Genomic DNA, 22,011 nt, shown 5'->3' on the forward strand with positions numbered 1-22,011 from the left:
ACCACAGGACGGACTGGAGGCCCGTGGCGACACCGCCACGGGCCTCCAGTCCGTCACCCGGTAGCGGGAATAGGGTGATGGCTTGGTACCCACGAAAGGAGCGCCCGTGAGCCTGCTCGCCAGCATCACGTCGCCGCGCGACCTGAAGCGTCTCTCCGACGCGCAGATGACCGACCTCGCCGCCGAGATCCGGCGCTTCCTGGTCGCCGAGGTCGCGAAGACCGGTGGGCACCTCGGGCCGAACCTCGGCGTCGTGGAGCTGACGCTCGCGATGCACCGCGTGTTCGACTCGCCGAACGACCCGTTCGTCTTCGACACCGGGCACCAGTCGTACGTGCACAAGCTCGTCACGGGGCGCCAGGACTTCTCGAAGCTGCGCGAACGCGGCGGCATCGCCGGCTACCCGCAGCGGAGCGAGTCCGAGCACGACATCGTCGAGTCCTCGCACGCGTCGTCGTCGCTCTCGTGGGCCGACGGCATCTCCCGCGCGTTCGGGCAGACCGGGCAGACCGACCGCACCGTCGTCGCGGTGGTGGGGGACGGCGCCCTCACCGGCGGGATGACGTGGGAGGCGCTCAACAACATCTCCGACGACAACGACCGGCGCCTGGTCATCGTCGTCAACGACAACGGCCGCTCGTACGCCCCGACGATCGGTGGCATGGCACGGTTCCTGAGCTCCGTGCGCACCCGCCGCGAGTACCGCGCCCTGTACGAGGGCACGCAGGCCGTGGCTGCGCGGTTCGGCGCTCCGGGTCGTGCGGTGTACCGCGGCATGCGCGGTGGCCTGCACGGCTTCCTGTCGCGGCTGACGAACAACGAGGCGCTGTACTCGAACCTCGACATCAAGTACATCGGCCCGGTGAACGGGCACGACCAGCAGGCGATGGAGGCAGCACTCCGGCAGGCAAAGGAGTACGGCGCTCCCGTGATCGTGCACGCGATCACCGAGAAGGGCCACGGCTTCGAGCCCGCCCTGCGCGACCAGGCCGACCAGTTCCACGCCGTCGGGCACATCGACCCGGAGACGGGGGAGTCGCTCGACGCCGCATCGGGACCGTCGTGGACCTCGGTGTTCGCGTCCTCCTTGGCCGATGCCGGTGCCTCCGACCCTCGGGTCGTCGCCATCACGGCGGCGATGCTCCGGCCGACCGGGCTCCACCTGTTCCAGGAGCAGCACCCCGACCGCGTGTACGACGTCGGCATCGCCGAGCAGCACGCCGTGACGACCGCCGCGGGCCTGGCCTACGGGGGACTCCACCCCGTGGTGGCGCTCTACGCGACCTTCCTGAACCGCGCGTTCGACCAGGTGCTGATGGACGTCGCCCTGCACAAGGCCGGCGTGACGTTCGTGCTCGACCGTGCCGGCATCACCGGCCCGGACGGCCCCTCGCACCACGGCATGTGGGACCTCGCGCTGCTGCAGGTCGTGCCGGGGATCCGGATCGCCGCGCCCCGCGATGCTGCGACCCTGCGCGAGGAGTTCCGCGAGGCGATCGCCGTCGACGACGCCCCGACCGTGCTGCGGTGGTCCAAGGGGCAGGTCGGACCGGACATCCCCGCAGTCCGTCGTCTCCCCGATGGCGTGGACGTCCTGCACGCCGCCGCAGACGACGTCGAGGACGTGCTCTTCGTCGCCGTCGGGTCGATGGTGCCGGTGGCACTCGAGGCCGCGGCGCTGCTCGAGGCGCAGGGCATCGGGGTCACCGTCGTGGACCCGCGCTGGGTGGTGCCGATCCCGGTGTCGCTGATCGAGCTGTCGCGGACGCACCGGCTCGTGATCACCATCGAGGACGGCGTGCGGGTCGGCGGCGTCGGGACCCGGCTACGGCAGGACCTGCGCGCTGCCGGGGTCGACACCGGGGTGAACGAGCTCGGGCTGCCCGACGCGTTCATCGACCACGCGACCCGGTCGCAGATCCTCACTGACGCGGGACTGACGGCGCAGGCGATCGCCCGCGACGTCATCGACCAGGTCGTCGGGACGAAGTTGCCGCAGGCGAAGCCCGCGCGGTCCCGTGAGTCGGCGGCGTCCGACCGCTGACCACTGACGGCTGACCGCGCGGAACCAGGTTCCGGACACGGCACCACGTTCCTCCGCGGTGCTGTGTCCGGAACCTGGTTCGGTGGGAGGCCGCCTTGCCGCCGTGCTGCCATGCCGCGAGGGGCATGTGCCACGGGGACGTCTGGCAGGATCGCCACATGCGACGGGGGCTCAGGACGATGACGGTGGGGCTCTGCCTCGCCGTGTTGGCGCTGACTTCGGGGTGTTCGGCGATGAACGGCGGTTCGGTCTCGCCGGAGCTCGGTGCTGATGCTCGGGTCGGTGCCAGACAGACGATGCACCGCGTGATCGATTGGGAGGGCGGGGCAGCGGTCCACCGGGTCGATGCCACCTGGACCGACTCCTGCGGGCCCGCGAGCAACTCCGGCTTCTTCCAGCCCGCTGCAGGAACCACGTGCCGGATCGACGCCGGAGCGGTCTACACGATCGACGGTGCCACCACACCGGTCGACGCGGTGCGCACCGTCGGCCCAGTGCTTCGTGCGGGCGGCCTGACCGACGAGGACCTCGTGGCGCAGGCGATCCGGCCGGACGGATCGACACCGTCCTTGGTCGATGTCGGTGGGCGGCAGTCGATCTCGCTCGGCAGCGATGTCAGCCAGGACCGGTTCGCGGTCGTCCGGGTCCGTGGTTGGGACCAGTCACTCGGACTGTGGCAGCCGGACGGGTCGTCCGTCGTGCAGTCCGCGCCGGGAATCGGCGTCGACCGACGCGACGACGCCGTGCGGGCGAGCGGGGCGGACTACGTGCTCGTCGTGACGCACAGCGGCGACTACTTCACGTCGTACGACAACGAGCCGCCCGAGCCGCCGGCACCCCGGCCGTCGGTGCCGCCGTGCTTCAGTGGCAGCAACGACTGCATCGGCGGCTGACGGCGGCGCACGGTAGCAGACGTCCGGGCTGCTGTCGGAGACGGTGGCGCCGGCGCCGGATCGGCTCTAGCGGGAGGCGGGGCCGACGATCCGCGGCTCGTGGAACGTGCCGCCGAAGACCCGCTCGGACGCACCGGAACGGTCGAGGTACGGGCTGATCCCACCGGCCTGGAACGGGTAACCCGCACCGAGGATGAGCCCGAGGTCGATCTCCTCGACGTGCTCGACGACCCGGTCCTCGAGCATGCGGTGCAGCTCGTCGGCCAGGGCGTCCTCGAACCGGCGCTGCATCTCGGCGGCGTCCACCGGCTTCGCGTCCTTCTTGGACGGCGCGACGAGCTTCACGGCGGCGGGGTCGTACCCGGTCGCGTTGCCCTTCTTGTCGCGGGTCAGGATCGTCCCGTGCTCGGCGATCTTCTTCAGCCCGTCACCGGGGTAGAAGCGCTCCGGCCAGGCCGCGTGGTGCGAGTCGAGCACGTGCGCGCCGACCGGCAGCCCGACGAGCTCGAGCAGCTCGAACGGTGACATCGGCAGGCCGAGCGGTGCGGCCCCCTGGGCGACGGTGTCGAACGAGGTGCCCTCTTCCACGCCGCGCATCGCCTCGCCGAGCACCCGTGCGAGCACCCGGTTGACGACGAAGCCCGGCTGGTCTGCGGTGATGATCGCGGTCTTCTTCAGGGTCTTCGCGACGGCGAGTGCGGTGACGAGGGCCTCGTCCGAGGTCTTCGCCGCGCGCACCACCTCGAGCAGCGGCATGACCGCGACCGGGTTGAAGAAGTGGAAGCCGACGAGTCGCTCCGGGTTGGTGAGCACCGACGCCATCTCGTCGACGGAGAGCGACGACGTGTTCGTGGCGAGGATGGCGTCCGGTGCGATGACCTGTTCGATCTTGCGGAAGACCTCCTGCTTGACGGTCATCTCCTCGAAGACGGCCTCGATCACCCAGTCGGCGTCGGCGAAGGCGTCGTAGGACACCGACCCGCTGACGAGCGCGGTGATGCGGTTCGCGTCGTCGGGGGAGATCCGGCCCTTGTCGAGCAGCTTCGCGACCTCGCCGCGGATCCGCTCGACGCCGGCGTCGACACGGGACTGGTCGACGTCGGTGATGACGACGGGGACGCCCAGGCGTCGGGCGAACAGCAGCGCGAACTGCGACGCCATGAGCCCGGCGCCGAGGACGCCGACCTTCGTGATCTTCTTCGGTTCGACGCCCTCGGGAGCGCCGACGGGCTTCTTCGCGCGCTTCTGCACGAGATCGAAGGCGTACATCGACGCGGCGAACTGGTCGCCCGAGATGAGGTCGGCGAGGGCCTCGTCCTCGTCGGCGAAGCGTTCGTCGAGCGAACCGGACTTGGCGGCGGCGACGAGGTCGAGCGCCCGGAACGGCGACTTCGGCACGGTGCCGATCTTCGACGCGACCTGCCCGCGGGCGACCTTGACGACGGTGCCCCAGGCGGCCTTCTCGAGCAGGCCCGGCTCGTTCTTCCGCACCACCTTGGTGGTTCCGGCGATCACGCCGTCGGCCCACGCCACCGCCGAGGGCAGGAACGTGACGGAGGGGACGAGCACGTCGCCGATGCCGATCTCGACCGCGGCCGGACCGTCCATCAGGCGGTTGTTCTTGAGCGGGTTCTCGATGATGACGCGCAGCGCCTTCTCGGGACCGATCAACCGGGGGAGCAGAGTGGCCCCGCCCCAGCCGGGGATGATGCCGAGGAACACCTCGGGCAGGCCGATGCCCTGCGCCGCGGACGAGAACGCCCGGTAGGTGCAGTGCAGGGCGATCTCGAGCCCACCACCGAGCGCCAGGGTGTTCACGAACGCGAACGACGGCACCCCGAGGTCGGCGAACTTGCGGAGCGTGGCGTGCCCGAGGGCGGCCAGGTCGTGGGCGGCCTCGCGCGACGGGACCGCCGCTGCCTGCGACAGGTCGGCGCCGGCGGCGAAGCAGTACTCCTTGCCGGTGATCGCGACGCCCTGGATCGTGCCGGCGGCGGCCTCGGTCTTCAGGGTGTCGAGCACGCCGGACAGCTCACGGAGCGTGCGGGGCCCGAGGGTGTTCGGCCGCTTGTAGTCCTTGCCGTTGTCGAGCGTGATGAGCGCCAGCGTGCCACCCGAGGGCATCGTGACGTGCTTGACGAACGAGTGCGTGACGACCTCGTCCTCGCTGAGTTCGGCCAGTCGGTCGTTGTCGACGATGGTCATGGTCACGCCCCCTTCCGAGCCGAACGCTCGGCCGACTTGCTGTGGTTCGGGTTCTCCCAGATGACGGTGCCGCCCTGGCCGAGCCCGATGCACATCGTGGTGATGCCGTACTTGACGTCCGGTCGCTCGGCGAACTGTGCGGCGAGCTGGTTCATCAGCCGGACACCACTCGACGCGAGCGGGTGGCCGACGGCGATCGCGCCGCCCCAGGCGTTCACGTTCGGGGAGTCCTGGGCGATGCCGTAGTTGTCGAGGAACGCGAGCACCTGGACGGCGAACGCCTCGTTGATCTCGAACAGGCCGATGTCGTCGATCGACAGGCCGGCCTTCGAGAGGGCCTTGTCGGTCGCGGGGACCGGGCCGACGCCCATCACCTCGGGCTCGACACCGGCGAAGGCGAACGAGACCATGCGCATCTTCGTCGACAGCCCGTGCTGCTTCGCACCGTCCTCGGACGCGAGCAGGCTCATGGTGGCACCGTCGTTCAGACCGGCGGCGTTGCCGGCGGTGACCCGTCCGTGGGGCCGGAACGGCGTCTTCAACGCGGCCAGCGCCTCCAGGGTGGTCCCCGGCCGCGGCGGCTCGTCGGTGCTGACGACGTCCCAGCCGTCGCCCTTGTTGACCTCGACCGGGATGACGTCCGGCTGGAGCTTGCCGTTCGCCCAGGCGGCGGCGTAGCGCTGCTGGGACTGGACGGCGTAGGCGTCCGTGCGGTCCTTCGTGATCGCGGGGAAGCGGTCGTGCAGGCGTTCGGCGGTGGCGCCCATGACGAGGGCGTCGCTCGAGACCATGCGCTCCGCGACGAAACGCGGGTTCGGGTCGGCGTTGAAGCCCATCGGGTGCCGGCCCATGTGCTCGACACCACCGGCGATCGCGACGTCGGCGGCGCCGAAGGCGATGGCACCCGCGAGCGTCGTGACGCTCGTCATGGCACCGGCGCACATGCGGTCGATCGCGTAGCCGGGCACCGACTTCGGCAGACCAGCGAGCATGCCGACCGTGCGGCCGAGCGTCAGCCCCTGGTCACCCTGCTGCGTGGTCGCCGCGACGGCGACGTCGTCCACGGCTGCGGTGTCGAAGGCGTTCCGGTCGAGCAGTCCGCGCATCGCGTGCACCGCGAGGTCGTCGGACCGGGTCTTCCAGAACACCCCCTTCTCGCCGGCTCGTCCGAACGGTGTGCGAACGCCGTCCACGAACACGACGTCTGATGCCTTTGGCAATCCGGGCCTCCCAGATCCTCATCGATCGGGCCGGAACGCAGGTCGCTCCGGCCTGGCCGGGCCTCGCCCGGCGACTCTCCCGACGCTATGCCCCCAGCCTGGGCGGCCGCATGCCGGTTGGGCAGTTCCTACGACTCGTCGTCGTCCGTCGCCGCGGGCCGCTGTGCAGCAGCGACAAAGGCCGACGCGATGATCGACGCGAGTTCCTCGACCTGCCACGGGCGGGCGTCGTGCTCGGCGAGGGCGGCGCCGACCAGCTCGGTCGACGGCGGCGACGGCGGTGCCCACGACACGAGCCGGAGGGTCTCCGGTGTGAGCAGGTTCTCGAGCGGGATGTCGAGCTCCTCGGCACGCTTCGTCACCGCGGCGCGCGCGGCCTTGTACCGGCGGTCGGCGGCCGGGTTGCGGTCCGCCCAGGCGCGGGGCGGGGGCAGGGTTGCCTCGCCGGCACCGCGCAGACGGGGGAGGTCCTCGGTGGTGCGACCTTCCTCGACGGCGGCCCACCAGCGGTCGAGCTCGGAACGGCTGGCGCGACCCGTGAAGGTCTTCAGCGCACCGAGTTCGGCGCGGGACTCGGGTGCAGCGGCCGCGGCGGCGACGATCGCCGAGTCGGGGATCGTGCGCCCGGGGGCGATGTCCGCCTGTCGGGCGTACTCGTCGCGGGCGAGCCAGAGCGACCGGGCGATCGCCAGTGCTCGCGCACCACGGAGCGCGTGCATGCCGGACAGGCGACGCCAGGGCTCGGCACGGGCGGGCTTCGGCGCACGGTGCAGGACCGCGTCGAACTCCTCCTGGGCGATCCGGGTCTTGCCGGCCTCGTCGAGCTTCTCGGCGAGGGCATCGCGGAGGTCGGGCAGCAGCTCGACGTCGAGCGACGCGTAGACGAGCCACGACTGCGGCAGGGGACGGGTCGACCAGTCGGCGGCCGAGTGCGCCTTGGCCAGGGTGATGCCGAGCAGCTGCTCGACGACGGCGCCGAGGCCGACGCGGGGGAACCCGGCGATCCGGGCACCGAGCTCGGTGTCGAAGATGCGCGTCGGGACGAGGCCGACCTCCTGCAGGCACGGCAGGTCCTGCGAGGCGGCGTGGAACAGCCACTCCTCGTCGACGATGGCGGCCTGCAGCTCCGAGAACTCGCCGATCGGGATCGGGTCGAACAGGAACGCACCGGCACCGCGGCGGAAGACCTGGATCAGGTACGCGCGCTGCGAGTAGCGGTAGCCGCTGGCGCGCTCGGCGTCGACCGCGACGGGGCCGTGGCCGGCGGCGATGGCGGCGACCGCCTCGAGGTAGTCCTCGCGGGTGTCGATGACCTTGACGGCGTCGTGCGACGCCTCGAAGGCGGGGCCGGCAGCGGCTGCGGGCGCAGCCGGGCCGGTCGATCCAGCGGCGTCCTGGGGAGCGGGGTCGGTCACTTGGCGAGCCTCCTCGGGGCCAGCAGGGTCACGCCGTCCGATGCGGGAGGCAGACCGGCGAGCATGGCGACGATGTCCTGCCAGGCCCGGACGTGTGCGGTGAGGTCGTCGCCGCGTGGTGTCCACGACGCGCGGAGTTCCAGCTGGGCGCCGTCGCCCTGTGCGGCGAGGTCGCCGTACCCGCGCGAGATGATCTTGGTGGCCGTGCCCGAGGCGTGGTCGTACGTCGCACCGTGCGACTCGAGCGCGTCGACGAGCCAGCTCCAGGTGACGTCGGCGACGAACTCGTCGACGCCGATCTCCGGCTCGAGCGGTGCCTGGGCGAACGAGACGACACGGAACGCGCCGCCCCAGCCCTCGGGTTCTTCCGGGTCGTACAGGGCGATGAACCGGCCGGTGCCCAGGTCCGACTCGACGCCGTGCGCGGTGCCGGACACGTCCGCCGCAAGGGCGATCGAGAACGGTGCGATCCGGGTCGGCGAGGGGATCTCGGTGACGGTGGTCTCGGCACGGCCGCTGCCGCCGGACACGAACGCGCGGAGCCGCGCGAAGGCGTCGGGCTCTCGGGTTTCGGACACACATGCAGACTAGGCTCCGGGCCATGTCCCGATCCGCGCGACCCGCCGAGGACGTCGTCCAGGAGACCGCTCGATCGGCCGGGTTCATCGCACTCGGCGCCGGTCTGGCAGCTGCCGCGGTGGGGACGGCCGTCATCGGTGGCTTCGTCGCCGCCGTCGCCCGTGCCGTCGTCACCCCCGACCGCAAGCGCAACGAACGCGTCCCGATCCACGCCGTCGACCCGGTCCGGAAGACCGTCACGATCGAGCGCACGGCCGACACCGAGCTGCAGGGCCGCTACTCGCTCTGGTTCGGCGGCGGTACCGGACACATGCGCGTCGGCGAGGTCCTCGGCACGACCGACACCACCGTCACGCGCCGCATCATCGCGATCGACGCCGGCGACCCCACCGCCGCCCGTCGCGGTCGCTGGGGTGGCTGGTTCTACCTGACCCCCGGCGAGCTCGACGTGCCCGTCGAGGACGTCGACATCCCCACCCCGAACGGGCCCGCCCCCGCCTGGGTCGTCCGCGCCGACGACCCGGCAGCGCCCTGGGCCGTCCTGGTGCACGGCCGTGGCGTCACGCGTGCCGAGACGATCCGCGCCGTCCCCGTCTTCCGTGCTGCCGGGTACTCGGTCGTGCTCGCCTCGTGGCGGAACGACGGCGTCGCCCCGCCGAGCGTCGACGGCCGCTACGGCCTCGGCAGCACCGAGTGGGAGGACGTCGACTCCGTCCTCCGCTGGCTCACCGCGCAGGACGCCCAGAGCGTCGTGCTCATGGGCTGGTCGATGGGCGGCGCCGTCGTGCTGCAGACCCTGCTCCGCTCGCGCTTCGCCGGCCTGGTCGACGGGGTGGTCCTCGAGTCCCCGGTGGTCGACTGGCACGCGGTGCTGAAGTCGCAGAGCCAGCTCCTGCGTCTGCCGCGTCCGGTGCGCAAGGTCGCGCAACGTCTGCTCCGCACGCCGGTGCTGCACCGGCTCGCCGGGCTCCAGGCACCTGTCGACCTGCGCGAGCTCGACATGGTCACGCGCGCCGACGAGCTCACGGTGCCGATCCTGCTGCTGCACAGCGACGACGACGGGTTCGTGCCGTCCTCGGCCTCGCACGACCTGGCCCGCGCGCGGCCCGACCTGGTGCGGCTCGAGATCCAGACCACGGCCCGGCACACCAAGCTCTGGAACCACGACGCCGACTGGTTCGACGCCCGGATCCTCGCGTGGCTCACCGAGGTGGTCCAGCGGCGCGGCGCGGCCAGCGCGCGGTAGACGCAACCGGAGGACAGACGGGAGGCGCGGTGCCAGCTGGCACCGCGCCTCCCGTCCGTCAACGGGTCGCGTCTACGCGACCGCCGCCTGCACCTGACGCTGCACGCGTCCGAGCATGCCCACCATGCCGCGGATCCGCAGCGGGCTGACCGCCTCGGACAGACCGATGGTCAGCGGGTAGTCCGTCGGCACGGCGAGCACCTGCTCGACGGTGAGGCCGGACAGTCCCTGCGCCAGGATCGAGGCGAAGCCGCGGGTGGTCGGCGCCTCGCGCGGGGCGGTGGCGTGCATCCGGACCACGTCCGGGGCGTCGCCGTCCTCGCCCACCGTCACGGTGATGAAGACGGGGGACTGGCACTCCTCGACGCGTTCGAGCTCGTCCTCGTGCCCCTGCAGGCGTTCGGGCAGTGCCGGCAGCTCGTTCGAGAACTCGAGCAGGAGCTGCAGGCGGTCCTTCTGGCCCAGGGCGAGGAAGTCATCGCGGATCTCGGCGAGGGTGGCGGGGAGTGGTGCGTCGGTGCTGGCGTTCATCGGTTGGGAACAGTACCCGGCTCGGATCCCTGCACGATGGGGACGCGGACGGCGCTGCCCCACTCGGTCCACGAGCCGTCGTAGTTGCGGACGTTGTCGTAGCCGAGCAGGTGCTGCAGGACGAACCAGGTGTGGCTCGAGCGCTCACCGATGCGGCAGTAGGCGATGACCTCGTCGGCGTCACCGATGCCGGCGCCGTCACGGTAGACGGCGTCGAGCTCGTCGCGCGTCTTGAAGGTGCCGTCGGGGGCGGCGGCCGTCGCCCAGGGGATGTTCACGGCGGTGGGGACGTGGCCGCCGCGCAGCGCGCCCTCTTCCGGGTAGTCGGGCGCGGTCGTGCGCTCCCCGCTGTACTCCGGGGCGCTGCGGACGTCGATGAGCGGCTTGCCGAGGTGCGCGAGGACGTCGTCCTTGAAGGCGCGGACGGGCTCGTCGTGACGCTCGACGACGGGGTACTCGACGGGCGTGACCGGGGTCTCGTCGGTGGTCACGGCGCGGTCCTCGGCGATCCACTTGCCGCGACCGCCGTCGAGCAGGCGGACGTCCTCGTGACCGAACAGGGTGAACACCCAGAGGGCGTACGCCGCCCACCAGTTGTTCTTGTCGCCGTAGATCACGACGGTGGTGTCGCGGCCGATGCCCTTGCCGCCGAGCAGTTCGGCGAACGCGGCGCCGTCGATGTAGTCGCGCTGCACCGGGTCGTTGAGGTCGGTGTGCCAGTCGATCTTCACGGCGCCCGGGATGTGTCCCGTCTCGTAGAGCAGGACGTCCTCGTCGGACTCGACGACCACCAGGTCGGGGGCGCCGGCCCCGGCGTCGAGTTGCTCCTGCAGCCACTCGGTGGAGACGAGGCGCTCCGGGTGCGCGTAGGCGGCGAACTTCTCGGACGGGTCGACCGGTGCGGTCATCGGGGGTACCTCCAGGGGTGCGGGGGAGCGTGGTGCGGGGCGGGCTTGGTGCCCGGGTGCGTGCTGCTGGCGCCGGACTAGGATCGGGCGTCGGTGCCTGTGGGCAACGGTACGCGGACGTACCGTGCTCCTGACGCAACGTGACACCCCACGACATGCTTCCCGGAAGGGTTCCCCGATTGCCCGCTCACCTCGTCGACCGTGATCCCCAGGTGACGCCGCAGCAGATGGCTGCGGCGCTCGTGCCCCCGCCGCAGTTCACGGACGCGTCGTTCGACTCGTACCGGCCGGACCCGGACTACGACTCGCAGGCCTCGGTCCGCGATGCCGTCGCCGCGTTCGTGGCCGCCGGTCCGACGGAGGCCCCGCGGCGCGGGCTGTTCGGGCGTCGGAAGCAGGCGGCGGAACCCGCGGCGAAGTCCGGCGTGTACCTGGACGGCGGCTTCGGTGTCGGCAAGACCCACCTGCTCGCGGCCGCCTACCACGCGGCCACCGGCCGGAAGACGTTCGGCACCTTCATCGAGTACACCGCGCTCGTGGGCGCCCTGGGGTTCCAGGGGACGGTCGACCTGCTCCGCGGCACCGCACTGGTGTGCATCGACGAGTTCGAGCTCGACGACCCGGGCGACACGATGGTGATGACCCGGCTCATCAAGGAACTGACCGAGACCGGCACCCGCTTCGCCGCGACGTCGAACACGCCCCCGGGCGCCCTGGGCGAGGGGCGCTTCGCCGCGCAGGACTTCCTGCGCGAGATCCAGGCGATGTCGGACCGCTTCGACACCATGCGCATCGACGGCCTGGACTACCGCCGACGTGCCGTGGACGAGTCGGCGCAGGTGGTGTCCGACGTGCCCGCCGCGCTGCCGTCCGGCACCGTGACGCTCGACGACTTCGGCGAGGTGATCGCGCACCTGGGTTCGGTGCACCCGTCGAAGTACGTCGCGCTGGTCGAGGACCTCGACGCCGTCGGGCTCACCGACGTCCGGGCCTTCACCGACCAGACCGACGCGCTGCGCTGGGTCGCCCTGGTGGACCGGCTGTACGACGCGCAGGTCCGCATCGTCGCGTCGGGCACCCCGCTCGACCAGGTGTACCCCGACGTGATGCTCGAGGGCGGGTACCGCAAGAAGTACCTGCGCGCCGCGTCCCGCGTGGTGGCGCTCACCCGCGCCTGACCGTCGCTCGCAGACCGGACCGATCTGTCCACGGCGGTCTCCTGCCCCTCGTGCAGGGGACATCGGGCCGTCGGAAACACGACGTTTACAAACGGCGTGGTCGCGTTACATCCGCGAAACAGTTCGTGCTCCCTCGTGAAACCTCGCCTCGCCAGACTCTGTGACACCCGAGGCGGTCCAAGAGCCGCTCGTGCAATCGAGAGGTGAGCAGATGCTTGATCAGGGCAACACGACGTTCGTGTTGGTGATGGCTGCGCTGGTGTTGTTCATGACACCCGGCCTGGCCTTCTTCTACGGCGGCTTGGTGAAGGCCAAGTCCGTCATCTCCATGATGATGATGTCGTTCGGTGCGATCGCGCTCGTGAGCGTGCTCTGGGTGGTCTACGGCTACGCGATCGCCTTCGCCAACCACGGCGACGGCACGGCGGTCTCCGGCGTGGTCGGGTTCTTCAGCATCGACTGGAACCAGATCGGCCTCGGTCAGGCCTTCGAGGAGGCACAGTCCTCGAACATCCAGGCGGCGTACCCGTCGATGGCCTTCGTCGGGTTCCAGGCGACGTTCGCGATCATCACCGTCGCGCTCATCTCCGGCGCCATCGCCGACCGCGCAAAGTTCGGCGCGTGGATGGTCTTCGCCGGCGTGTGGGTCACGGTCGTCTACTTCCCGGTCGCCTCGTGGGTCTTCAACCTGACCTCCGGCTGGGCCGCAACGTGGGGCGTCATCGACTTCGCCGGCGGCACCGCGGTGCACATCAACGCCGGTGCAGCGGGTCTGGCCCTGGCGATCGTGCTCGGCAAGCGCGTCGGCTTCGCCAAGGGTGCGCACAAGCCGCACAACCCGCCCTTCGTCCTGCTCGGTGCCGCCATCCTGTGGTTCGGCTGGTTCGGCTTCAACGCCGGCTCCGAGGGCGCTGCTGACGGCATCGCCGCGATCGCCTGGGTGAACACCCTCGCCGCCCCGGCCGCCGCAATCCTCGGCTGGCTGCTCATCGAGAAGCTCAAGGACGGCAAGGCCACCTCCGTCGGTGCCGCATCGGGTGCCGTCACCGGCCTCGTCGCGATCACCCCGGCCTGTGCCGCGCTGACCCCGGGCTGGGGCATCCTGCTCGGCTTCCTCGCCGGCATCGTCTGCTGCTTCGCCATCGACTGGAAGTACCGCCTGGGCTTCGACGACTCGCTCGACGTGGTCGGCGTCCACCTGGTCGGCGGCATCTTCGGCACGCTGTTCCTCGGCTTCTTCGCCAACGACACCGGCCTGATCTACTCCGGCTCGTTCGAGCAGCTCGGCAAGCAGGCCGCAGCGGCCCTCGCCGTCGGCGTCTACTCGTTCGTGCTCGCCCTGGTCATCGGGTTCGCGATCGAGAAGACGATGGGCTTCCGCGTCAAGACCGAGGACGAGGTCGCGGGCATCGACACCGCCGTCCACGGCGAAGAGGGCTACGTCCTCTACGAGCAGACCGACGACAGCCCGGTCAGCGTCCGCTAGTCACCAGGCACCACCCGCACGACGACGGGCCCCGCGCACACAGCAGCGCGGGGCCCGTCGTCGTTCCGTTGGTCGCGTTCTCGACGTGACCACGGACGGGAGGCTCCCCACCGGTCACGGCCGGTCCGCCGCTGGCGCGTCGGCCCGGAACCGGCCGGCGTGGGCCCAGGTGCGGGTCGGACCCGCACCGCGCCTCCAGGCAGATGGTCGCGTCAGCGACCTGTCGGTTCCGTCGATTCCGTCGATTCCGTCGGTTCCGTCGGTTCCGTCACCAGGCGTAGTCCTCCGGCGAGGTCTCGTGCCCCGGGAAGATCTCGTCGAGACGGTCCAGCGCACGCTGGTCGAGGCGGATGTCGACGGCGCGGACCGCGGACTCCCACTGCTCCATCGTGCGGGGGCCGGTGATCGGCGCGGTGACGCCGGGCTGGTGCAGCAGCCAGGCGAGGGCCAGCTCGCCCGGCGTGTGGCCGAGCTCCTTCGCGAACGACTCGTACGACTGCAGCTGGTCACGGTGCGCTTCGACGTACTCGGCGCTGCGGCCGGACAGTCGACGGGAGCCGTTCTCGGTCTTCTCGATGACGCCGCCGAGCAGGCCGCCCTGCAGCGGCGACCAGGGGATCACGCCGAGGCCGTACGCGCGGGCGGCGGGCAGGACCTCGCGCTCGACGTCGCGGACCACGAGGTTGTAGATCGACTGCTCGCTGACCAGGCCGAAGGTGTTCCGGCGCTTCGCTGCCTCCTGCGCCTGGGCGATGTGCCACCCGGCGAAGTTCGACGAGCCGACGTACAGGACCTTGCCCTGCTGCACGGCGACGTCGATCGCCTGCCAGATCTCGTCCCACGGCGTCGCACGGTCGACGTGGTGGAACTGGTACAGGTCGATGTGGTCGGTCTGCAGCCGCTGCAGGCTCGCGTCGAGCGACTGCCGGATGTTCAGCGCGCTGAGCTTGCCGCCGTTCGGCCAGTCGGTCATCTCGCCGTAGACCTTCGTGGCGAGGACCGTCTTCTCGCGGCGACCGCCACCCTTGGCGAACCACCGTCCGATGATCTCCTCGGTGGCACCCTTGCCCACCGAGCCGCCGTAGCCGTTGGCGGTGTCGAAGAAGTTGACGCCGAGCTCGTGGGCCCGGTCCATGATCGCGTGCGAGTCGTCCTCGCTGGTCTCCGGGCCGAAGTTCATCGTGCCGAGCACGGCGCGGGAGACGGACAGACCGGTGCGACCGAGGTGTGTGTAGTCCATGAGACGGGTCTACTCGTGACGCGCTGGCGGCGCCAGGCCCTGGGAGTACCGGTCGAGTGGTGGGGAGTAGTCAGGGAGGACCACTCGAGAGGAGCAGCCATGCCAGCCAAGGACGAGATCCCCAGCACCCTGCAGCGGTCTCCGGAGCACGCGCAGGAGATCTTCGAGAAGACACTGGACTCGGCGAACGAGACGTACGGCCCGGGTGAGCGGGCGCACCGCACCGCGTTCGCCGCCGTGAAGCACGAGTACGAGAAGGTCGGCGACCACTGGGAGGAGAAGGAGTCCTCCGGGCCGTCCGACTCCGCTGCCGCCGGTTCGCGTGGTGCTAGCTCGGGCTCATCCGGGAAGACCGAGGGCGGTGTCGACGCGAACGCCTCGAAGGCGCATCTGATGGACGTCGCGAAGCGGCTCGACGTCAGCGGCCGCTCGAAGATGACGAAGGACGAGCTGGTCGAGGCGATCGGCAAGGCGAACGACCGCGCGACCGCTGAAGCCCGGAAGTGACCATGGGCGGGTGGGGCGCCGTCCATTCCCCGGTCGGCATGCGGCGACGGGGTGAGGGGGTAACGTGCCGACGATGAACATCCCAGCACTCCGCGGCAGCCGGATCCTCGGGTTCGGACACCACCAGCCCGAACGCGTCCTGACCAACGACGAGCTCTCGACGATGGTCGACACGAACGACGAGTGGATCCGCACCCGGACCGGGATCCAAACCCGTCGGATCGCCGGGCCCGACGACACCGTCACGTCGATGGCGATCGAGGCCGGACGCCGTGCCCTCGCCGACGCCGGGGTGTCGCCCTCGGCCGTCGGACTCGTCATCGTCGCCTCCACCACCCACCAGGACCGCGCGCCGTACACGGCAGGTCGGGTCGCCGCCGCACTCGGCATGACGAACGGCCCGGCGCCGATCGACATCAACACCGCGTGCAGCGGGTTCGAGTACGCGCTCGGGCTCGCCGACCAGTCCATCCGCACCGGTTCGGCCGACGTCGCGCTCGTCATCGGGTCCGAGGTGCTGTCCGGAATCGCCGACTGGACCGACCGGTCGACCTGCGTGCTCGTCGGTGACGGGGCCGGCGCCGCCGTGCTCGGGGTCGCCGAGACGCCCGAGATCGGCCCGGTGTCGTGGGGGAGCGTCCCGCACCTGCTCGACGCCGTCCGTGTCGAGGGGTCGCCCGGGCGGTTCAACCAGGAGGGTCGCTCGATCTACCGGTGGGCCATCACCGAGGCCGAGGGGCACGCCCGCAAGGTCGTCGAGGCCGCCGGGCTCTCGATGGACGACATCGAGGTGTTCGCGTTCCACCAGGCCAACCTGCGGATCATCGAGCCGCTCGTGACCGCGCTCGGTGGGGAGTCAAAATTCGTCATCCGCGACGTCGTCGAGTCCGGGAACACCTCGGCCGCCAGTGTGCCGCTCGGCCTGTCGAAGGCGTGGGAGCGCGGCGACCTTCCGGAGGGGGTACCTGCTCTGCTGTTCGGGTTCGGTGGCGGGTTCGCCCACGCCGGGCAGGTCGTGACGACGCCGGTGCGGTCCTTCTAGCGCGCAGTTGCACGAACGGCCCGGGCTCGGCTGCTCAGCATCCGTGCCCGGGTTCCTCGTGGTCGTGGCGTCGGGCCCGTCCGGGTCGTTGCGACTAGCGCTTCGAGCGGGGGTCGTCCTGGCCCGGCTCGGTCCAGAGGTCCTGGTCCTTGCCCGCGCCGCGCTTCCACGGCAGGGCGCGCCGGGTCTTCTCGGCAGCCGGGGTGACCGTCAACACGATCGGGAACTCCGCCGGCGGCATGCCGAACCCGGTCCGCGACGCCTGGATCACCTTGCGCCCCAGGGCGTGGTTCCCCAGACCGCCGACCGCCGCTCCGATGCCGAACGGCAGCGCGCGGCCGAGGACGGAACCGCCCTGCCGGATGGCGAAGCGCTTGATGAACTGGTCACGGACCTGTCCGCCGATGCCGTTGACGACCTGCTTCGGCAGCGAGGACGTCACCATCTCGCCCCAGAACGCGGTCCGGGCCTGACCGCCGGCGGCCTGACCTGCGAGCTGCTTGATGAGCTGCGTACCCGGTGCGCCGAGGATCATCGCCATCACCAGGGTGCGGGCGCGCTCCGGGTCGTCCAGCGCGATGCCGTGCACCTCGGTCACCGACTGTGCGAACAGCGCGGTGGTCTCGAGGAACCCGACCGTCTCGGCGCCGCTCAGTCCGAGCGCAGCGGCCATCCCGACCCCGGGGATCACTGCACTCGCACCGACCGCGGCGCCGCCGGTCGTGACGGCGGCCAGGTACTGCCGCTCGAGGATCTGGATCACCTCGGCGGGGGTCGCGTCGGGCTTGCGGCGACGGATCGCGTTGACGTGCGCGACCACGACGGGACGCTGCACACTGATGACCCGATCGAGCCACTTCGCCCAGCCCGTGGGCTGGACCTGCTGCGTTCGGGGGTCGGACGTGGTGGGGGAGACCGGTGCGGTCGGCAGGGGCACGATCGACTGGTCCTTCGGGGCGCGGGCCATGCGATCACCGTACGCCGCACACGTGAGAGGCTCGCTGGATGGACACTGACCGCGCGCAGCGAGCCCTCGACGATGCCCGTCGTGCAGCCGGGTTCCTGCCCGTCGCAGAGGTCCGCGCCCTCGCGCCCGCGGTCCGGGTGCTCGATCCGGCGTCCGTCCTGATCGGGGTGGGCGTGTCGGTCCTGCCCGGCGTGGTGCTCTACCCGTCCACGACACTCGAGACCCGTCACGGTGGGGCGATCACGCTGGCTGCCGGTGTGCGCCTGGGCCCCGGACCCGTGACCGTCGTCGCGTCGGCGGCGACCGTGCACATCGGCGCGGGAGCCGAACTCGGTCCGGGACCGGTGACCGTCGTCGCGGACGGGTCCGACGTCGTGATCGGTGGTCGGGCTCGCCTGACCGCCGGGTGTCTCGTCGAGGGGCCGGCTCGCATCGGCGCGGGGGCGCAGGTACTCGGGCCGGTGTCCGTGCGGGACGTCGAGCTCGAGGAGGGCGGCGACCACCGCGAACCCGACCCGGACCACCGCGGCGGCGTGGTCAAGGGCGCCGGGCCGGTCCGTGGCGTGCGCGTGGGAGTCGGCGAGGTGGTGGTCGGTGGGGCGGTCGACACCGGGGGATCGTCCGCTCGGCCGACGGTCGAGCGTCAGCGCACGTACCACCCGGATGCGCCTCACCGCCCGCGCTGATCGTCGGGCACGCACCCTCAGCACGGGACGCCCGCGCGCCGGAGGGCAGCCCGCACCCGGTCGGGCTGCATCAGGTCGGCCCACGAGAGCCGCACGACCGCCCGGACCTCGGGGAACGACCGGATGAAGTCCTCGCGACGTTTCTCGCGCCAGTGCGCGTCGGCGGTGGATCGCCCGTCGAGCAGCGCCGGGTCCTCGTACTTCGCGCGGCCGTCGACCTCGACCACCACGCCCTGGTCCGGGAACCAGAAGTCCACGACCGCAGTGGCCGATCCGACCCGGGCGAACACGTGCTGCTGCACCGGCTCCGGCACCCCGAGTTCGCGGAAGCGGACGCGGCACACCGACTCCGCCGGTGACCCCGACAGCGCCGAGCCCATCCACACGGCGATCCCCGCCTTGGTCAGGGCGAAGGCCAGCGATGCGTGTTCCGCGTCCAACGCCTCACGGTCGGCGAGCCGACGGGAGAGCACGGCATCGACGACGGGGAGCGCTTCGAGCAAGGAGCGTGTCGCAGCGACGTCGATGGCGGTTCTCGCGGCCGTCGTCGTGGGTGTCGCCTGCTGATCGACGAGGACTGCGGGCGGCCGCCCCTGTGCACCGTGCCGGACGAACCACGCCGTGACACGGGTGTGCGACGTGGTCGGATCGGTGAGGTGCACCTTGGGCGGTGCTGCCCCGATCAACGGGAGCCCGAGGACTGCGCACGCAGACTGGTGTGAGACGACATCGGTCGCTCGGAGTCGGTGCGTCGAGGCCCGGACGAGCACGTGGTGCTGCTCACCAGGATGCATCCCGTCGAGGGCATCCGGGCGGACGAGGACGCCGGGGCGGAGGCGTTCGTACCGTCCGCGGCGGACATCGCGCTCGAGCGAGCGGCGTTCGGCGGAGGTCGCACCCGTCGTACGGATCAGTTCGACGTCGTTCGCTCTGGACATGGCACCAGGCTCGCCGAACATCGTGGTTCAGCGCACGCCATCGCCCGATCTGTGGAAAGCCGGGCGGCGACGACGACCTGTGCAGGACTGACCAGCTGCAATGCGTGTGCATCTTGCGACGATCCACGCGTCGAACGACTCGTGTCTTGTCGTCACATGCACACGCAACATCTGCGTGCACATCTTCCGACGATCCACGCCGGGAACGACTGGTGGAATGTCGCAGAACGGGTGCGAAGCCGCCGCCGCGCGCGCCTACACCCGCGCGAGCTCCGCCCGCAGCGGCAGGTCCTGCTCCTCGAGGATGACCTGCGCGCCCACGGCCGTCCGGGCGTTCACGACGATCGGCGCGAGCAGGTTGACCGTGGTGCCGGACGCGCCGGGGTTCGCGACCACCAGCAGCATCGCGTCGGCGGGGTCGGTCAGCCCGAGCCCGGCGGCCTGCTCGTCGGTGAGCTCCGGCGCGTACGACGGCAGGTGCACCGCGGCGTCGAGCAGGAACAGCCGTGCGTCGTCGCCGACGAGCGTGAACAGCCCCTCGGCACCGTCGATCGGCGACAGCTCGAAGGCCGCGGCGGGAGCGAGCCCGAACGGCGGGACGGCGAAGGTCAGGGAGATGCTCATCGGAGGTAGTCCATCAGGGTCGGCTGCAGGACCTTCGCGGTGACGGCGAGGGCTGCCTGGTAGTTGGTCTGCTGTACCTGCAGGTCGAGGACGGCCTTCGCGAGGTCGACGTCCTCGATGCCGGCACGGCGGCTCTCGAGCGAGACGGTCGCGGACTTCAGCGAGTCCTGCGCCGCGAGTGCGGCGGCGTGCCGGACGCCGACGTCGGCCTGGGCGCCGCGGACGGTCCCGAGCGCCGTGTCGACGTCCCCGATGCGAGCGTTCAAGTTCACCCCGTTCTGCAGGTCACTGACGATGGAGTCGATCATGCCGAACACCGAGTCGTCGCCGGATCCGAAGACCGCGGTGCCGGAGGTGTCGACCCGCACCGTGGTGCCGTCGCCGACCCGACGGGACACGTCGGTGCCCGATGCCGCCCAACCCGTCGCGGGGTCGTAGGCGACAGCGGCGGTCGACGATCCCGCGAACACCGAACGGGTGCCGTAGGTGGTGTTGGCACGTGCCTCGAGGTCGGCCTTGAGCGACCGGAACTGCGTGACGAACGCGTCGCGGTCGGTGTCGCTCATCGTGCCCGAGTTCGCGGCCCGCACCGTGAGGTCGCGGACGTTGTTGAGCACCGAGTACACGCCGGACAGCGCACTGTCGGTGGTCGCGAGCCACGCCGCGGCGTCGTCCGCGTTCCGCGAGTACTGCGCTGCGGCGGCCTGCTCCTTGCGCACCTGCATCGACGACGCGGTGCCGACCGGGTCGTCCGAGGGCTTCTGGATCGCACGCAGCGTCGTGGCCTGTTCGGTGAGCTCGGCGACCCGCGCGGCACCGGCCTGCAGCCGGGCCGACGCGGCCGCCATCGACATCTGGGTGGTCACACGGGTGATCACGATCAGCCCCTCCCGACGAGTCCGACGCGGTTGATGATGGTGTCGAGCATCTCGTCGACCGCGGTCAGGACGCGCGCCGCGCCCTGGTACGCGTGCTGGTAGCTCAGCAGGTTGACGTTCTCCTCGTCGAGGTCGACGCCGGCGCTGAACTGCTGCTGGTTGCGCGCGTTGGTGAGCGCGAGTCCGGTCATCGTCGATTCCGACGTCGCCGACCTGGAGGCGGTGCCCACCCCCGCCACGAACGTCGCCCAGACCTGGTCGGCACCGTCCGACGACGCCCCGAGTCGCGCGAGCGCATCGGCGAACGAGTCGTCGAGTTCCCCTGCCGCGTTCCGCGTCGCCAGCCCGCTGGCGTCCGTGGGGACGACGCCGAGTGCCTGAGCGGCGGGGACGCCGGCCGCCACGGAGAAGAAGGGTGCGCCGGTGGTGCCGGCCGGGGTGGTCCCGGCGGCGTGCAGGGTGTTCACGGTGGTGGCGAGCCGCGTGGCCACGGCGTCGTAGGACACGGAGGCCTCGGCGAGTGCGCCGCCCGTGCCGGTGCCGGACGCGGGTGCGAGGACCGCGAGGGCGCCACCGATCGACCCGCCGCTCAGGCCGACCGCCCCGGCCGTGCCGGTGGTCCAGGTCAGGGTGACCGCGGCGCCGTCGGCGAGACGCTCGGCGCCGCCGAGAGCGACCGAGCGGGCATCGGTGCCCTGCACGAGCGGGTTGCCGCCGAGGAGCACGTCGACCGTGCCGTCGGCATTCGTCCGGGTGGTGCCGCCGGCGAGCGTGGCGATCTGCTGCGTGAGCTGGTCGCGCTGGTCGAGCAGCTCGTTGGCGTTGCCGCCCGAGGCGAGCGCGGTGCGGATCCGGCCGTTCAGGTCGGCGACCTGCTCCGCGGCGCCGTTCAGCTGGGCGACCTGCCCGGTCAGGGTGCCGCGCACCGAGGACCACTGCGCGTCGACGGCCTTCGAGCCGGCGGCCAGGGCGGCGACGACGATGCCGGCGGCCCCGAGCACGGCGCTGGCGGCACCCGGGTCGTCGGGGTGGCTGGCGAGCCCGCTCCAGGACGACCAGAACGCGTCGAGCTTGGCGCTCAGGCCGTCCTTGCCGGGCTCGTGCAACCCGGTCTCGAGGGCGGAGAGCGCAGTGGCGCGGGCATCGGCGTAGGCAGACGAGCCGGCGGCGACGCGGACACCGGCGTCGAGCGTCAGGGACGCCAGGCGGGCGATGCCGTCGACCGAGACGCCCTGTCCGGCGAGGGCGGCGGTGCCCCGCATGAACCCGGTCTGGGTCGCGGGGATCGAGTTCTGCGTGACGCGCTGCCGGGTGTAGCCGGCGGTGCCGGCGTTCGCGATGTTCTGACCGGTGACGTCGATGCCGGCGCGGGCGGCGGCGAGGCCGGAGTAAGCGGTCGCGAGGGATCCGAAGGTGCTGACCAC

20 protein-coding genes are annotated in these 22,011 nt (G+C 71.3%); 8 read left to right on the forward strand and 12 right to left on the reverse strand.

Translation table 11 applies throughout. From position 1 onward, the window contains the following. Positions 1–106: 106 nt before the first annotated feature. Positions 107–2,044 carry a 1-deoxy-D-xylulose-5-phosphate synthase gene (gene dxs, locus DEJ20_RS09005; protein WP_111235918.1) on the forward strand — a complete coding sequence of 646 codons (1,938 nt, stop codon included), beginning with the start codon at positions 107–109 and terminating at the stop codon, positions 2,042–2,044. Positions 2,045–2,349: 305 nt separating this feature from the next. After that, entirely contained in the window at positions 2,350–2,937 is a 588-nt protein-coding gene (locus DEJ20_RS09010) for a hypothetical protein (RefSeq protein ID WP_146245457.1), read from the forward strand. Between the two features lie 66 nt (positions 2,938–3,003). Here the strand turns inward: DEJ20_RS09010 and DEJ20_RS09015 are convergent, their stop codons facing one another. From DEJ20_RS09015 to DEJ20_RS09030, 4 genes are all read right to left on the reverse strand, one after another. Next, a complete protein-coding gene (locus tag DEJ20_RS09015; protein WP_111235916.1) occupies positions 3,004–5,142 on the reverse strand; it encodes a 3-hydroxyacyl-CoA dehydrogenase NAD-binding domain-containing protein in 2,139 nt (712 codons plus the stop codon). A 2-nt stretch (positions 5,143–5,144) separates the two neighbouring features. Then, the gene (locus DEJ20_RS09020; RefSeq protein WP_111235915.1) at positions 5,145–6,362 is read right to left on the reverse strand and encodes a thiolase family protein; all 1,218 of its coding nucleotides are present in this window, start codon (positions 6,360–6,362) and stop codon (positions 5,145–5,147) included. 128 nt (positions 6,363–6,490) lie between these two features. Then, complete coding sequence (locus DEJ20_RS09025; RefSeq protein ID WP_502866595.1) at positions 6,491–7,777, reverse strand: HRDC domain-containing protein; 1,287 nt, start codon at positions 7,775–7,777, stop codon at positions 6,491–6,493. After that, the gene (locus tag DEJ20_RS09030) at positions 7,774–8,355 is read right to left on the reverse strand and encodes a DUF3000 domain-containing protein (RefSeq protein ID WP_017886108.1); all 582 of its coding nucleotides are present in this window, start codon (positions 8,353–8,355) and stop codon (positions 7,774–7,776) included. The genes DEJ20_RS09025 and DEJ20_RS09030 overlap by 4 nt, the downstream gene beginning before the upstream one ends. A 23-nt stretch (positions 8,356–8,378) precedes the next feature. Between DEJ20_RS09030 and DEJ20_RS09035 the strand changes: the two genes are divergently transcribed. After that, a complete protein-coding gene (locus DEJ20_RS09035; RefSeq protein ID WP_111235914.1) occupies positions 8,379–9,602 on the forward strand; it encodes an alpha/beta fold hydrolase in 1,224 nt (407 codons plus the stop codon). A gap of 72 nt (positions 9,603–9,674) precedes the next feature. Here the strand turns inward: DEJ20_RS09035 and DEJ20_RS09040 are convergent, their stop codons facing one another. Together DEJ20_RS09040 and DEJ20_RS09045 are read right to left on the reverse strand one after the other, a co-directional pair. Continuing rightward, positions 9,675–10,133 (reverse strand): SufE family protein, encoded by a 459-nt coding sequence (locus tag DEJ20_RS09040; RefSeq protein ID WP_027465483.1) that lies wholly within the window; start codon positions 10,131–10,133, stop codon positions 9,675–9,677. Beyond that, positions 10,130–11,041, reverse strand: coding sequence for a sulfurtransferase (locus DEJ20_RS09045; protein ID WP_111235913.1), 912 nt, complete (start codon positions 11,039–11,041; stop codon positions 10,130–10,132). Before DEJ20_RS09045 ends, DEJ20_RS09040 begins: the two co-directional genes overlap by 4 nt. A 155-nt stretch (positions 11,042–11,196) precedes the next feature. On the opposite strand from DEJ20_RS09045, the gene zapE reads away from it, so the two are divergent. Both zapE and DEJ20_RS09055 read left to right on the forward strand, forming a co-directional pair. Further along, complete coding sequence (gene zapE / locus DEJ20_RS09050; RefSeq protein WP_111235912.1) at positions 11,197–12,219, forward strand: cell division protein ZapE; 1,023 nt, start codon at positions 11,197–11,199, stop codon at positions 12,217–12,219. A gap of 211 nt (positions 12,220–12,430) precedes the next feature. After that, positions 12,431–13,705 carry an ammonium transporter gene (locus DEJ20_RS09055; protein WP_110859596.1) on the forward strand — a complete coding sequence of 425 codons (1,275 nt, stop codon included), beginning with the start codon at positions 12,431–12,433 and terminating at the stop codon, positions 13,703–13,705. Between the two features lie 268 nt (positions 13,706–13,973). On the opposite strand, the gene DEJ20_RS09060 is transcribed toward DEJ20_RS09055, so the two are convergent. After that, on the reverse strand, positions 13,974–14,945 hold the full coding sequence (locus tag DEJ20_RS09060; RefSeq protein ID WP_111046145.1) for an aldo/keto reductase: 972 nt from the start codon (positions 14,943–14,945) through the stop codon (positions 13,974–13,976). Between the two features lie 99 nt (positions 14,946–15,044). Here DEJ20_RS09060 and DEJ20_RS09065 point away from each other — a divergent pair, with 99 nt between their 5' ends. Both DEJ20_RS09065 and DEJ20_RS09070 read left to right on the forward strand, forming a co-directional pair. Beyond that, positions 15,045–15,452 (forward strand): ChaB family protein, encoded by a 408-nt coding sequence (locus DEJ20_RS09065; protein ID WP_111235911.1) that lies wholly within the window; start codon positions 15,045–15,047, stop codon positions 15,450–15,452. Between the two features lie 73 nt (positions 15,453–15,525). Next, complete coding sequence (locus DEJ20_RS09070; RefSeq protein ID WP_027465501.1) at positions 15,526–16,494, forward strand: beta-ketoacyl-ACP synthase III; 969 nt, start codon at positions 15,526–15,528, stop codon at positions 16,492–16,494. A 94-nt stretch (positions 16,495–16,588) separates the two neighbouring features. Here DEJ20_RS09070 and DEJ20_RS09075 read toward each other — a convergent pair whose 3' ends face one another. Then, the gene (locus DEJ20_RS09075; protein ID WP_181431590.1) at positions 16,589–17,461 is read right to left on the reverse strand and encodes a hypothetical protein; all 873 of its coding nucleotides are present in this window, start codon (positions 17,459–17,461) and stop codon (positions 16,589–16,591) included. 38 nt (positions 17,462–17,499) lie between these two features. Here DEJ20_RS09075 and DEJ20_RS09080 point away from each other — a divergent pair, with 38 nt between their 5' ends. Continuing rightward, a complete protein-coding gene (locus DEJ20_RS09080) occupies positions 17,500–18,147 on the forward strand; it encodes a hypothetical protein (RefSeq protein WP_111235910.1) in 648 nt (215 codons plus the stop codon). 17 nt (positions 18,148–18,164) lie between these two features. Here the strand turns inward: DEJ20_RS09080 and DEJ20_RS09085 are convergent, their stop codons facing one another. The 4 genes from DEJ20_RS09085 to flgK form a co-directional block, all read right to left on the reverse strand. Then, positions 18,165–19,085 (reverse strand): hypothetical protein, encoded by a 921-nt coding sequence (locus DEJ20_RS09085; RefSeq protein WP_111235909.1) that lies wholly within the window; start codon positions 19,083–19,085, stop codon positions 18,165–18,167. Positions 19,086–19,340: 255 nt separating this feature from the next. Then, positions 19,341–19,709 (reverse strand): flagellar assembly protein FliW, encoded by a 369-nt coding sequence (fliW, locus tag DEJ20_RS09090; protein ID WP_111235908.1) that lies wholly within the window; start codon positions 19,707–19,709, stop codon positions 19,341–19,343. Continuing rightward, positions 19,706–20,587: a flagellin N-terminal helical domain-containing protein gene (locus tag DEJ20_RS09095; RefSeq protein ID WP_111235907.1), complete on the reverse strand. Its 882-nt coding sequence runs from the start codon at positions 20,585–20,587 to the stop codon at positions 19,706–19,708. The genes fliW and DEJ20_RS09095 overlap by 4 nt, the downstream gene beginning before the upstream one ends. A gap of 2 nt (positions 20,588–20,589) precedes the next feature. Further along, positions 20,590–22,011, reverse strand: a complete 1,422-nt coding sequence (gene flgK / locus DEJ20_RS09100; protein WP_111235906.1) for a flagellar hook-associated protein FlgK — start codon at positions 22,009–22,011, stop codon at positions 20,590–20,592.

Source organism: Curtobacterium sp. MCSS17_005 (assembly GCF_003234225.2).
Lineage (GTDB): Bacteria > Actinomycetota > Actinomycetes > Actinomycetales > Microbacteriaceae > Curtobacterium > Curtobacterium flaccumfaciens.

What these genes read in the sequence shown, in the direction of transcription:
- DEJ20_RS09035 (WP_111235914.1), top strand. Translation starts at nt 8,379, where the DNA reads ATGTCCCGATCCGCGCGACCCGCCGAGGACGTCGTCCAGGAGACCGCT.
- DEJ20_RS09055 (WP_110859596.1), top strand. Translation starts at nt 12,431, where the DNA reads ATGCTTGATCAGGGCAACACGACGTTCGTGTTGGTGATGGCTGCGCTG.
- DEJ20_RS09060 (WP_111046145.1), bottom strand. Translation starts at nt 14,945, where the DNA reads ATGGACTACACACACCTCGGTCGCACCGGTCTGTCCGTCTCCCGCGCC.
- DEJ20_RS09080 (WP_111235910.1), top strand. Translation starts at nt 17,500, where the DNA reads ATGGACACTGACCGCGCGCAGCGAGCCCTCGACGATGCCCGTCGTGCA.
- DEJ20_RS09075 (WP_181431590.1), bottom strand. Translation starts at nt 17,461, where the DNA reads ATGGCCCGCGCCCCGAAGGACCAGTCGATCGTGCCCCTGCCGACCGCA.
- DEJ20_RS09040 (WP_027465483.1), bottom strand. Translation starts at nt 10,133, where the DNA reads ATGAACGCCAGCACCGACGCACCACTCCCCGCCACCCTCGCCGAGATC.
- DEJ20_RS09065 (WP_111235911.1), top strand. Translation starts at nt 15,045, where the DNA reads ATGCCAGCCAAGGACGAGATCCCCAGCACCCTGCAGCGGTCTCCGGAG.
- DEJ20_RS09085 (WP_111235909.1), bottom strand. Translation starts at nt 19,085, where the DNA reads ATGTCCAGAGCGAACGACGTCGAACTGATCCGTACGACGGGTGCGACC.
- DEJ20_RS09070 (WP_027465501.1), top strand. Translation starts at nt 15,526, where the DNA reads ATGAACATCCCAGCACTCCGCGGCAGCCGGATCCTCGGGTTCGGACAC.
- DEJ20_RS09015 (WP_111235916.1), bottom strand. Translation starts at nt 5,142, where the DNA reads ATGACCATCGTCGACAACGACCGACTGGCCGAACTCAGCGAGGACGAG.
- fliW (WP_111235908.1), bottom strand. Translation starts at nt 19,709, where the DNA reads ATGAGCATCTCCCTGACCTTCGCCGTCCCGCCGTTCGGGCTCGCTCCC.
- zapE (WP_111235912.1), top strand. Translation starts at nt 11,197, where the DNA reads ATGCTTCCCGGAAGGGTTCCCCGATTGCCCGCTCACCTCGTCGACCGT.
- DEJ20_RS09045 (WP_111235913.1), bottom strand. Translation starts at nt 11,041, where the DNA reads ATGACCGCACCGGTCGACCCGTCCGAGAAGTTCGCCGCCTACGCGCAC.